This is a genomic window from Olsenella phocaeensis (genome assembly GCF_900120385.1).
Classification (GTDB): Bacteria; Actinomycetota; Coriobacteriia; order Coriobacteriales; family Atopobiaceae; genus Olsenella_I; species Olsenella_I phocaeensis.
In genome coordinates, this window is record NZ_LT635494.1 from 542,682 (window position 1) to 555,458 (window position 12,777).

Consider the following 12,777-nt stretch of genomic DNA (forward strand, 5'->3'; position numbering starts at 1 on the left):
GCCGTGGCGGGCGTCCGCTGAAGTCGCTCGCCGAGGCGCTCAAGGGCAAGCAGGGCCGCTTCCGCCAGAACCTGCTGGGCAAGCGCGTCGACTACTCCGGCCGCTCGGTCATCGTCGTCGACCCGCACCTCAAGCTGCATCAGTGCGGCCTGCCCTCCACCATGGCTCTCGAGCTCTTCAAGCCCTTCGTGATGCGTCGTTTGGTCGAGCTGGGCAAGGTCGAGAACATCAAGGGCGCCAAGCGCGCCATCGACCGCAGCGCCCCGGCCGTCTGGGACGTCCTGGACGAGGTCATCAAGGGTCGCCTGGTGCTGCTCAACCGCGCGCCGACCCTGCACCGCCTCTCCATCCAGGCCTTCGAGCCCGTGCTGGTCGAGGGCAAGGCCATCCACCTGCACCCGCTCGTCTGCGCTCCCTTCAACGCGGACTTCGACGGCGACCAGATGTCGGTCCACGTGCCCCTCTCCACCGAGGCGCAGACCGAGGCCCGCGTGCTCATGCTCTCGAGCAACAACCTGCGCTCGCCCGCGTCGGGCAAGGTCCTCACCGTCCCCTCGCAGGACATGGTCTTCGGCGTGTACTTCCTCACCACCCAGAAGGACGGCGTCGAGGGAGAGGGGCGCGTCTTCGCCGACTTCGACGACGCCATGAATGCCTACGACTGCCGCGACAGGGTGGACATCCAGGCCAAGGTCACGGTGCGCGTCTCCTCGGAGGACGCCAACGTGGTCGAGGGCGACAGGAGGGTCTTCCGCGTCATGGAGGGCCGTGGCCAGTTCCAGGACTACGACGTCACCGAGCGTCCCGTGCGCATCGAGACCTCCGTCGGCCGCGTGATCTTCAACCGGCAGTGCCTGCCCGCGGACTACCCCTTCATCAACTTCAAGATGTCCAAGGGTGATATCTCGGCGCTCGTCAACGACTGCTGCGACCGCTACAGCACCGCCGAGGTCGAGCCCATCCTGGACGCCATCAAGCACAGCGGCTTCCACTACGCGACCCGCGCCGGCCTGACCATCTCGGTCTGGGACGCCGCGATTCCCGACGACAAGCCCGAGCTGCTCGAGGACGCGCAGGCCAAGGTCGACCAGATCAACGAGTACTACGAGGACGGCTTCCTGTCCGAGCGCGAGCGCCACGCCGAGGTCATCAACGCCTGGACCGAGTGCACCGAGACCCTGGGCACCAAGATGCTCGAGGGCTTCGCCGAGGACAACCCCATCTACATGATGGCCGACTCCGGCGCCCGAGGCTCCAAGACGCAGCTCAGGCAGCTCGCGGGCATGCGAGGTCTCATGGCCGACATGTCCGGTGACACCATCGACCTGCCCATCAAGGCCAACTTCCGCGAGGGCCTGGAGCCGCTCGAGTACTTCATCTCGACCTACGGCGCCCGCAAGGGCCTGGTCGACACGGCGTCCCACACCTCCGACTCCGGCTACCTGACCCGTCGTCTGGTCGACGTCGCGCAGGACGTCATCGTGCGCGAGGAAGACTGCGGCACCGACGAGGCCGTCACCTACGACCTCGTCAAGCCGGGCGAGACGGACGTCGACACCGACCTGATCGGCCGCTGCGCGCTCGAGGACATCGTCAACCCCCAGACCGGCGAGGTCATCGTCGCGAAGGACGGCTACGTCGAGTCCAAGGCGGACCTCGAGGCCATGGTCGCTGCCGGCCTGAAGAAGGTCCAGCTCCGCGCCCTGCTGACCTGCAAGTCCAAGTACGGCGTCTGCCAGAAGTGCTATGGCTGGGACCTCTCGACCCGCAGGCCCGTCAACATCGGCACCTCCGTGGGCATCATCGCCGCCCAGTCGATCGGCGAGCCCGGCACGCAGCTCACGATGCGTACGATCCACTCCGGCGGCGTCGCCGGCGCGGACGACATCACGCAGGGCCTGCCCACCGTCGCCCGCATGTTCGACGTCGTCGGCAACGTCAACGAGAAGATCCTGGGCCGCGAGGCCGACCTGGCGCCCTACACCGGCACGCTCCAGATCACCCCCGAGCAGACCGAGTACCAGCTGCGCATCCTCGACACCGAGGACCCCAGCCGCATCCTGGCCGAGTGGAGGGTCCCCGCGTCCGTCCGCTTCATGCCGGGCATCGAGGACGGTGCCGAGGTCCGCGCTGGCGACCAGGTGACCCGCGGCTTCGTCAACTTCCGCAAGCTGCGCAAGCTCACCGACATCGAATCGACGATGCACACCTTCGTCAAGTCGGTCAAGGACGTCTACACCTCCCAGGGCGTCGACCTGAACGACAAGCACATCGAGGTCATCGCGCGCCAGATGCTGCGCCGCGTCCAGGTCACCAACCCCGGCGACTCGACCTATCTGCTGGGCCAGTACGTCGACCGCTACGTCTTCGCCAACACGGTGCGCAACATCGCCCTCGCGGGCGGCACACCCCCCGAGGCCGAGCCGGTCATCCTGGGCACCCTCAAGGTGGCCAGCTCCATCGACTCCTGGCTGTCGAGCGCGTCGTTCATCCGCACCGCCGGCGTCCTCACCGAGAGCGCCATCAAGGGCGAGGTCGACCACCTGCTGGACCTCAAGTCTAATGTCATCGTGGGCAAGAAGATTCCCGCAGGCACCGGCCTCAAGGCGTACGGCGACGTCAAGCTCACCTACCACGGCCAGGTCATCGACGGCCCCACCTCGCCCATGGCGAAGAGCCTGCCCGACTGGGCTCCCGAGAGGCTCAAGGGCATCGAGGACCAGCTGCCCAAGCAGCTCGACTGGATCGGCGACGACTACGGCTTCGGCGGCGTCTACTCCAAGAACGGCCGCACCCTCTCCAGCGAGGACGCGAAGCTCTACCTCTTCGACGACCTCGGGGTGTCGCAGCGCTGGACCAACAAGTTCAGCGAGGTCGGCATCGAGACCGTGGGTGACCTCATCGGGAAGACCGAGGACGACCTCCTGCGCATCGACGGCATCGGCGCCAAGGCGATCGAGGAGCTCCGTGACGGCCTCGAGGCGCGCAACCTCCTCTACATCCTCGAGCCCGACGAGGACGAGGCGGACAGCGAGGACCTCTCGCAACTGCTCAACATGGTGTTCTCGCCTGATGCCGACAACGACATCATGCTGGGCACCGCGGCTCCCGCGAAGCACAGCTTCGACGACGAGCTCATCGGTGGCAGCAGCGAGACCTCTGACGACGAGGGCGACCAGGTCATCAACGAGGACCTTGGCTCCCTGCACGACCTGCTCTCGCAGGTGGAGCAGAGCGAGGACGGCGACGAGGAGTAGCTCTCGTCTGGATGCTTGGCGCGGGGCCCGTCACGAGAGTGGCGGGCCCCTCTCGTACGAGAGGTCCCTCTTGCCTAGAATCGATGGGGGAGGACGGGCGCCTGAAGAGGGGAGTCCCATGGAAGAGACGGCGTGCACGCTCGAGGAATGCCTTGCCAGCGACGACATCGTGTACCGTGCCACGCAGATCTTCGACGCGCTCAGCGACTCGACGCGCTTCCAGATCCTTGGCGTCCTGGTCATGGGCGAGAGGAGCGTGAGTGAGCTGACCGAGGCGTGCAATGTGACGCAATCCGCCATATCGCACCAGCTCAGGCTGCTTAGGGACCGAGGCCTGGTGAGCTCCAGGCGAGACGGGCAGCGCGTCATCTACTCGTTGGCAGACGACCACGTGAGCGCCCTCATCGCCACGGGCCTCAAGCATGCTGCGGAGGAGTCCGTCTCCTAGGCCTCTGCGTAGTCCCCCCGCCCCGCCCCCGCCCACATGCGTTCTCTATGCCTTCTCCTGAATCGAGAGGCTCGTCAACTGGGGTTTTGTATCCTCGGTTTCATAGATTGGCATAGAGAACGACGGTCGCGCGTGGGGGGCGGGTGGCCATCTGCAGCACGTTTGCGTGCGACGGGCGCCGCCCGCCTCGTTGCACACTGCTTCTCCGCCGGCGTTCCGGCTCGTCTCTCGCCTGTGTAATATGGATGAATCAAGGATACGCCCGGACCCGTGGTATTTTGACATCTGCCCTTATTGGGCGTAATGTTTCCCGGCGCGACTGTCATGCGCATGACAATCCGGGACGACGGTGCTGCGCCGTCCTTGATACATAGGTGCTCGCGCACCGCCTACTCGCACGCTCTACGAAGGAGAAAGCTTTGCCTACCATCAACCAGCTCGTCCGCCAGGGCCGCGTGTCCCACAAGGCCAAGTCCAAGAACGCAGCCCTGCAGCACAACCCCCAGAAGCGCGGCGTCTGCACCCGCGTCTTCACCACCACGCCCAAGAAGCCCAACTCGGCGCTGCGCAAGGTCGCCCGCGTGCGCCTCGTCAACGGCATCGAGGTCACGGCCTACATCCCCGGCGAGGGCCACAACCTGCAGGAGCACTCCATCGTCCTCATCCGTGGCGGCCGCGTCCGCGACCTCCCCGGCGTGCGCTACAAGATCGTCCGCGGCGCCTATGACTGCGCTGCCGTTCAGGACCGCAAGAAGGCCCGCTCCCGCTATGGCGCGAAGCGCCCCAAGGAGTAAGACCCCAAATCCTGAATCAGCCTTTCCAGTTCTTAGGAGATACACATGCCGCGTCGTGCAGCAGCAGTTCGTCGTGAGGTCATCCCCGACGCCGTCTACAACAACCGTCTCGTGACCCAGCTCATCAACAAGGTCCTCCTCGATGGCAAGAAGGCCACCGCCGAGCGCATCGTCTACGGTGCCTTCGACATGGTCGCCGCCAAGACCGAGCAGGACGCCCTCTCCGTCTTCAAGAAGGCCATGGACAACGTGCGCCCGACCCTCGAGGTCAAGCCCAAGCGCGTCGGCGGCGCCACCTACCAGGTGCCCATGGAGGTCAACTCCCGTCGTGCCACCACCCTGGCCATCCGCTGGATCGTGAACTTCTCCCGCGCCCGCAAGGAGAAGACCATGGCCGAGCGCCTCGCCAACGAGATCATGGACGCCGCCAACGGCGTCGGCGCCTCCGTCAAGCGTCGCGAGGACCTCTTCAAGATGGCAGAGGCCAACCGCGCCTTCTCGCACTACCGTTTCTAATCGAAGGCTCGAGGAAGTAGCGAAATGGCGAAAGTTAAGTACAAGCTCGAAGACCTGCGAAACATCGGCATCATGGCCCACATCGACGCAGGCAAGACCACCACTACCGAGCGCATCCTCTACTACACCGGCAAGACCCACAAGATCGGTGAGGTCCACGACGGTGCCGCCACCATGGACTGGATGGTTCAGGAGCAGGAGCGCGGCGTGACCATCACCTCCGCCGCCACCACCTGCTTCTGGAAGGACCACGTCATCCAGATCATCGACACCCCGGGCCACGTTGACTTCACGGCCGAGGTCGAGCGCTGCCTGCGCGTCCTCGACGGTGCCGTCGCCGTCTTCGATGCCGTCGCAGGCGTCCAGCCCCAGTCCGAGACCGTGTGGCGCCAGGCTGCCAACTACGGCGTGCCCCGCATCGCCTTCATCAACAAGTACGACCGCGTTGGCGCCGACTTCTTCCACGCCATCGAGACCATGAAGGACCGTCTGGGCGCCGCTGCCGTAGCCGCCCAGATTCCCATGGGCGCCGAGTCCAACTTCTGGGGCCTCATCGACCTCGTCACCATGGAGGCCTGGGACTTCAAGGAGGACGCCAAGGGGATGATCTATCCCGAGGTCATGGACTCCATCCCCGACGAGTTCGCCGAGCTCGCGGCAGAGAAGCGCGAGGAGCTCCTCGACGCCGCCGCCAACTTCGACGACGCGCTCATGGAGGCCATCCTCATGGAGGAGGAGATCTCCGTCGACCAGCTCAAGGCCGCCATTCGCAAGGGCGTCCTCGCCGGCGAGATGAACCCCGTCTTCGTGGGCTCCGCCTACAAGAACAAGGGCATCCAGGAGCTCCTCGACGCCGTCGTGGACTACCTGCCCAGCCCCCTCGACGTCACCGAGATCGACGGCAAGAACCTGAAGGGCGAGGACGAGGTCCGTCACGCGGACCCCAAGGAGCCCTTCTCCGCCCTCGCCTTCAAGATCATGACCGACCCCTTCGTCGGCAAGCTCACCTACATCCGCGTGTACTCCGGCCAGGCCGAGTCCGGTAGCTACGTCTACAACTCGGTCAAGGACAACCGTGAGCGCCTGGGTCGCATCCTCGAGATGAACGCCAACGACCGCGTCGACCGCGAGGAGTGCTCCGCCGGCGACATCGTCGCCTGCGTCGGCCTCAAGAACACCTCCACCGGCGACACCCTCTGTGACGAGAAGCACGCCATCGTGCTCGAGTCCATCGAGTTCGCCGCGCCCGTCATCGACGTCGCCGTCGAGCCCAAGTCCAAGGCCGAGCAGGACAAGATGTCCGTGGGCCTGGCCAAGCTCGCCGAGGAGGACCCGACCTTCCAGGTGCACACCGACCACGAGACCGGCCAGACCATCATCGCCGGCATGGGCGAGCTGCACCTCGAGATCATCGTCGACCGCCTGCGCCGCGAGTTCCACGTCGAGTGCAACGTGGGCAAGCCCCAGGTCGCCTACCGCGAGACCGCTGGCAAGGCCGTGCAGCACGTGCAGGGCAAGTTCGTCCGCCAGTCCGGCGGCCGCGGCCAGTACGGTGACGCCATCATCGACCTGGAGCCCATGGAGGCCGGCTTTGGCTACGAGTTCGTCGACGCCACCGTCGGCGGCTCCATCCCCAAGGAGTACATCCCCTCTGTGGACAAGGGCATCCAGGAGGCTCTGGAGACCGGCGTCATCGCCGGCTACCCCGTCCAGGACGTGAAGGTCACCCTGGTCGACGGCTCCTACCACGAGGTCGACTCCTCCGAGGCCGCCTTCAAGATCGCCGGCTCCATGGCGATTAAGAACGCCCTCGCCAAGTCCGACCCGGTGCTCCTCGAGCCCGTCGAGTCCGTCGTGGTCGAGACGCCCGAGCAGTACATGGGCGACGTCATGGGCAACCTGAGCGGTCGCCGCGGCAAGATCGAGGGCATGGAGGACCGTGCCAACACCAAGCTCATCAGGGCCAAGGTGCCCCTGGGCGAGATGTTCGGCTACGCCACCGACCTGCGCTCCCAGACCCAGGGCCGCGCTTCCTACACCATGCAGTTCGACTCCTACGAGCCCGTTCCCAAGAACGTCCGCGAGGAGATTGTCAGCAAGAACGGCGGAAGCGCCTCGTAAGCAAAGTAGCCAATGGCAGCGCGAGCAACTCGCAGCCGCTATTCGATGGAGGTATTTGAAGTGTCAAGCCAGAAGATCAGGATTCGCCTCAAGGGCTACGATCACGAGGTAGTGGACCAGTCCGCAAAGCTCATCGTGGACACCGCCCAGAAGACTGGCGCCCGCGTGTCCGGCCCCATCCCCCTGCCCACCGAGCGCAACCTCTACACGGTCATCCGCTCGCCCCACAAGGACAAGGACTCGCGCGAGGAGTTCGAGATGCGCACCCACAAGCGCCTCATCGACATCCTCGACCCCAGCTCCTCGACCGTCGATTCGCTCATGCGCCTCGACCTTCCCGCGGGCGTGGACATCGAGATCAAGCTCTAGGGCTTAGCTCGGTCGCAAGATGACTTGCAAGGGGGCTCGGCTTCGGCCGGGCCCCTTCTTGCGTCTCTCGCCGTCGCGTGGTCGCGGTGACGTTATCGCGTGGCCGCAGCTACTCGGGGGGCGAGGTGCCCACCACCTTCTGGGTGCGTTCTTTTCTCGCTTGGAACACCTCTTCGTCGCCGCAGCCCCCTGGTAAGGAACGTTTTTCGACTCTCTGGCAGCCTGGATGTTCTTTTCTCGTAGTTCAGTCTTACGCTGCGGCAAAACGAGCGCCGTAAAGAACAGCCGATTTCCCATCCTCGCCCACGGATGTTCTTTACAACGCACGACGGCGATGAAGGGCGAGGGCTATGGCAGTTGAGAACAGCCCTCAACCAAGCCCGGTGCGAACCATCGCCACCGACTTCGGCTTATAGGCGCATCTTGCCTGCGCCCAGCAGCCTCCTTCTCAGCTCGTCATGCCGCACAAGCCAGCTCGTGCTGGTGTTCAGGTCAGCCTTCCCGCACATCCGGCGAACCTGTGCCATCGTGCCCATGAACGTCGACACATTCAGAAGCTGCTGGTTGTCCACCTGCAAGACCCTCAGCCCCATGCTCGTAAGCATGTTGAGCCTCCTTCGGTCCTCGGATAGAGTGTCCTCGTGATATCGGCCCTGATACTCGATTCCCACCTTTGCTGCAGGCCAGTAGAGGTCGATGTCTGCATATTGCCTGTCACTACGGTCGAGTAGGGCTGCATCGCGTGAGCTTGGCGTGACGCGCGCGTTCATTACCGCACCACTCAGGCCAAAGCCACCCAGACGCCTGGGCAGTGTCGCCAGCAGGAACATCTCGACTTCTCGGGGAGACGCTGCGTTTTCTCCGCAGAGGGCCAGGGCCTTCGTCGCTCGAGGCTTCCCATGGTGAGAATCGCAGCAATCGAGGAGCTGGCGAAGCTTCGAGACGCTGGTCAATGGTGGCGTCGAAGTGATTGCCCCCTCGCTTGTGCGAGACGGAGTGAGGCCAACGGGGGCCGCGCGCGTCTGGTTAGCTACGACCGCCTGGGTATCAAGCGCGTACTTGGCGCAGAGCACGCATGCCAGTCGGACGAGGCTCACCTCATCCAAGGAATTCGCCATCTGCAAGAACGCAAGCTCCGGCGTGCAGACGAACAGTCCGTCTCCAATCTGCACGAGGGATCCAGCGGGGAGAGGCCCGTGCCAACGATGCGGGCAGAACGCAAGTGACAGGTGGTTGCTCGCCGCTTGCGAGACGGTAATCTGTCGCGTGACGCCCGACTCACCTCCGCTGCACGACGCCTCACCCAGCAGGAACGTGGGGCAGGGCACGACGCCATGCCTCTCCAGCCCAAGCCGCTGAAGCTTGTAGCGGGCCGATGTGGTGCCATCGAGCGAGGGGCGGGCAAGCCGAGGCGCCCGGTCGAGCCCCCTGCTGCGGTTGCGGTACCAGTACCATATGGCATCCTCGTGACTGCAGACGTAGCGCACCCCCCGCCCCTCCCCTTCGCTGGACCTGTCGTACCAGTTATTGTCCCCGGAGCGCGACGAGCGAATGATATAAATAAAAAGTGAGCTGGCACCAGACTTGCGGCAGTCTGATATGTGCGAAAATTAGCAGGTAGTGATGGTCACACAAAGATCTCGGCTGTTCTTTACGCTGTATTAGTTGCATTATCCGCCCATTCAGGGTCAGTAAAGAACATATACTCGTCCGGTACGTCAATAGGCGTTCTCTACTGGAGTGTTTTGGTGACTCGCAGTGGATATCGCGGCGTAAAGAACGACGGATGCGCGAAAAAGCCCCTGGATGTTCCGAAGTCGTATGGGTTCGGGAAATGACGCAGATGGGGTAGAGTAAAGAACGCCGCACGACTGTTGGTCAGTGGGGTGCCGGCTGGATGCGGGTGTCACCCGGACGCGGCGGATGATCCCATGGGGGCTGGCGCGTTCTTTATCGGGTGAGAATGACGCCAAATACCCAGCAGTAGGCGAGAAAAGAACAAGATTGCTGTGCCCCACGCCTGCACGCCTCCCAAGGCACCCGTCTACGACTCCTATGGGTACGTCCGAGACGGTGGTGGGCAAGAAACAATTGCATGCGATGGGGTCGTCGCGAAAGCTGGGAGCGGTTCATCTGTCGATTAATAGGTACCACTCACGGAATTGACGCGTATAATTCCACAAGACAGCAGTCGAATATGGCAAAAAATTGTTATCGGTTATCCGAGAGTAACTGAAGATGAGCTTCCAACGCCATCAATCGGCATGTCATTCGGCATGGCGCCAAACGCACTTTAATCGTACGTGGTAGCACCGCCAAACCATTCGGAAGGGGCTTCGAGATGGGGCCTGCTCACGGGGTGGTTTCGAACGTTCGGAGCAACGAAGGCATGAGTGGCAAGAGCCCATCGGTTACTCGCCCCACGAGTGGGCCAGCGCATGGTCGTAGGGCCATTTTGCGGCGCAGCATCCTGAGAGGAATTTTTGGTGGGGCACCGAAGGGCGAGCATGAACTTGATGGCTCCAACGACCTGCAGGAGTTGGATTTGAGAAGGCTTGACCGCCTTCAGCTGCTTCAGTTGCTCAAGGGCGCCATGGAAGAAAACGAACGCTTGCGCTGCCAGCTTGCCGAATCAGAGCAAAGGCTTAGGGAGTATGACATCGTCGTGGCAGACTCGGAATCCCTTGCGGAGGCATCGTTGAGGTTGGCGGGCGTTTTTCAGGATGCGCAGCATGCAATAGATATATACAAACGGAATATCGGCATGCCTGTTCATCCAGGAGGGGCGGTCAAAACGGGAGGCGGTGTCGTGGAGGCAAGTGATGCCGGGGGGAGGCGGAGCGATGGATGAGCATGTGGCAGGCGGTAGCGGCGCAGGCATGCGTCCCACACGTCCCCCCCGTCACGGGCGGGCCATGCACCTGCATGTCGCTTCCTCTGACAAGAAGCTTCCGACCATAGCTCAGGTTCAGCACGAGTACGAGCGCGTGCAACGTCAGCGTGGAAGGGGCAGGGTAGCAAAGAATACGGTTGCGGCCCTTGCTACGGTATTTGCGGTGTCAGTCTTGGGGTCGCTGCTTGCGTTTCCGCTGTTCAGAATCTTTGGTGACTCGATGACACCCACGCTCTCGGAAGGCGATGTTGTCCTTGCGGTCAAGGGTGGCGACCTGCACGTCGGGGACCTCATGGCATTTAGCTACAACAACAAGGTTCTCGTAAAACGAGTCATTGCCAGAGAGGGGGATTGGGTGAACATCGACCAAGATGGCATCGTGAGCGTCAATGGCCAGGAGCTGGATGAGGGCTACCTTCGACCCGGTACCAAGAGCCTGGGCCAATGCGACATCCCGCTTCCCTATCAGGTGCCCGAGGGCAAGTACTTCGTCATGGGAGACCATCGAAGCATGTCGGTGGATTCGCGCACGTCACAGGTGGGCTGCATATCCTCAGACCAAGTGGCGGGCAAGCTCGTTCTTCGCGTGTGGCCTCCTGCGTCGTTTGGCACCATGGAATGACTCAGGTCCTGCAAAGTGATTCGGGCAACTATCTTTGCACAATTACGGTATGGTATCGGTATCATATTCAAGGAAGTCTGAAGGAAAGAGTGGCGTTGAGCGAAGCAAAGGGTCAGGATCCTTAGGACGACTACCCGATTCAGCAACCCCATGGTTGCACGTACAAGGTAGGCAAGTGCAGGGAAGCGGCACGAGAGAAGGAAGGTTCACATGAGCAGTCTGAGCAAAAAGTTTGCGGGGGGGGCATCCTCGTAGCCCTTGCCGCCCTCGTCATGGTGATGGCCCTGGTGCCCGCCAAGGCGTTCGCGGATACGACAACTCCGCACACCATCACGGTGAGCGAGCCCTCGGGCCAGGTCGACACACACTCCTACGAGGCCTACCAGGTGTTCACGGGCACGTACGATAGTGGTAGCAAGCAGCTTCAGAACATCACGTGGGGCTCCGGCGTCAACGGCGACGCACTGCTGGCCGCCCTTAAGAACGACGCTACCATCGGCTCCAAGTTCACGAGCGCGACCGATGCCGTGACCGCTGCGGCGGCCATGAGCGGCATCACCGACAAGTCCGCCGACGCCGAGGCGCTGGCCAAGGTCATCGCGGCTAACCTGTCCACGACGAAGGTCGCCTCCAACAACGGCGAGATTGCCGTGACCGGCGACGGTTACTACTTCATCAAGGACGTCACTGAGTCGCTGACCAACGACACGTACTCCAAGTACATGCTGCAGGTTGTGGGCGATACCGCGGTGACCGCTAAGGACACCACTACGACCTCCAAGAAGGAAGTCAAGGATACGAACGACACCACCGGTGTCACCAGCGATTGGCAAAACACGGCCGACTACGACATCGGCGATGCCGTGCCGTTCAAGCTGACCGGCACCGTGGCCTCCGACTACGCCAGCTACACGAAGCCTTACTACTTCGCGTTCCATGATACGTACAACAAGAGCCAGCTCGGTGACCCCAAGGACGTCGTCGTGAAGATTGACGGCAACACTGTCGATTCCAGCAAGTACTCCGTTAACGTTACCTCCACCGGGTTCGACGTTGTCTTTACCGACCTCAAGCAGACCGACGCTCATGCCGGTTCCGCGGTGACGGTCGAGTACACCTCCGAGCTGCTCACCGGTGCCAACATCGGCTCCGCGGGCAACGTCAACTCCAGCAACATCGAGTTCTCCAACGACTCCAACAACGAGCAGCACCATGGCAAGACCCCCGAGGACACCGTCATCGTGTTCACCTACAAGGTCGTCGTTAACAAGGTCGACGATTCCACCCCCGGCAAGCCGCTCGCCGGCGCTGAGTTCACCCTGACGAAGACGATGAAGGACGGCTCCTCTAAGACCATCGCCGTCACCACCGCCGAGAGCGGGACGCAGTTCAACTTCACTGGCCTCGACGACGGCGAGTACACGCTGACCGAGACCAAGACCCCGACCGGCTACAACACCATCGCTCCGATTAAGTTCACTGTCACTTCCGTCAAGGATGACTCTGGCAAGAAGCTGACCAGCATCAACGGTCAGGCGACTACGGGCGAGATTGACCTGGGCACCAGCGGCCAGAAGGCAAATGTCGACACGACTGCCGGCACCATCACCACCACGGTCATCAACAAGTCTGGCTCCACCCTGCCCTCCACGGGCGGCATGGGCACCACCGTGCTCTATGTAGTCGGCGGCCTGCTGGTTGTCGCCGCTGGCGCAGGCCTGGCCATCCGCCGTCGCACCAACGGCTTCGAGGCGTAG

10 protein-coding genes are annotated in these 12,777 nt (G+C 62.9%); 9 read left to right on the forward strand and 1 reads right to left on the reverse strand.

All coding sequences use genetic code 11. The annotated features are described in order from the left end of the window. From BQ7388_RS02535 to rpsJ, 6 genes are all read left to right on the forward strand, one after another. A partial coding sequence (locus BQ7388_RS02535) for a DNA-directed RNA polymerase subunit beta' (protein ID WP_072499706.1) occupies positions 1–3,257 on the forward strand: 3,257 nt, incomplete at its 5' end. A 118-nt stretch (positions 3,258–3,375) separates the two neighbouring features. Continuing rightward, entirely contained in the window at positions 3,376–3,705 is a 330-nt protein-coding gene (locus BQ7388_RS02540; RefSeq protein WP_072499707.1) for an ArsR/SmtB family transcription factor, read from the forward strand. Positions 3,706–4,124: 419 nt separating this feature from the next. After that, positions 4,125–4,499, forward strand: coding sequence for a 30S ribosomal protein S12 (gene rpsL, locus BQ7388_RS02545; protein WP_009278406.1), 375 nt, complete (start codon positions 4,125–4,127; stop codon positions 4,497–4,499). 45 nt (positions 4,500–4,544) lie between these two features. Beyond that, the gene (rpsG, locus tag BQ7388_RS02550) at positions 4,545–5,015 is read left to right on the forward strand and encodes a 30S ribosomal protein S7 (protein WP_062531617.1); all 471 of its coding nucleotides are present in this window, start codon (positions 4,545–4,547) and stop codon (positions 5,013–5,015) included. 24 nt (positions 5,016–5,039) lie between these two features. Continuing rightward, positions 5,040–7,136, forward strand: coding sequence for an elongation factor G (gene fusA, locus BQ7388_RS02555; RefSeq protein ID WP_009278408.1), 2,097 nt, complete (start codon positions 5,040–5,042; stop codon positions 7,134–7,136). A 60-nt stretch (positions 7,137–7,196) separates the two neighbouring features. After that, entirely contained in the window at positions 7,197–7,505 is a 309-nt protein-coding gene (gene rpsJ, locus BQ7388_RS02560; protein ID WP_009278409.1) for a 30S ribosomal protein S10, read from the forward strand. Positions 7,506–7,915: 410 nt separating this feature from the next. Here rpsJ and BQ7388_RS02565 read toward each other — a convergent pair whose 3' ends face one another. Then, the gene (locus BQ7388_RS02565) at positions 7,916–8,992 is read right to left on the reverse strand and encodes a DUF559 domain-containing protein (protein ID WP_072499708.1); all 1,077 of its coding nucleotides are present in this window, start codon (positions 8,990–8,992) and stop codon (positions 7,916–7,918) included. 1,058 nt (positions 8,993–10,050) lie between these two features. On the opposite strand from BQ7388_RS02565, the gene BQ7388_RS02570 reads away from it, so the two are divergent. From BQ7388_RS02570 to BQ7388_RS02580, 3 genes are all read left to right on the forward strand, one after another. Further along, entirely contained in the window at positions 10,051–10,356 is a 306-nt protein-coding gene (locus BQ7388_RS02570; protein ID WP_072499709.1) for a hypothetical protein, read from the forward strand. Then, the gene (gene lepB, locus BQ7388_RS02575) at positions 10,349–11,020 is read left to right on the forward strand and encodes a signal peptidase I (RefSeq protein ID WP_200781417.1); all 672 of its coding nucleotides are present in this window, start codon (positions 10,349–10,351) and stop codon (positions 11,018–11,020) included. Before BQ7388_RS02570 ends, lepB begins: the two co-directional genes overlap by 8 nt. A gap of 287 nt (positions 11,021–11,307) precedes the next feature. Further along, entirely contained in the window at positions 11,308–12,777 is a 1,470-nt protein-coding gene (locus BQ7388_RS02580) for a SpaA isopeptide-forming pilin-related protein (RefSeq protein ID WP_234946773.1), read from the forward strand.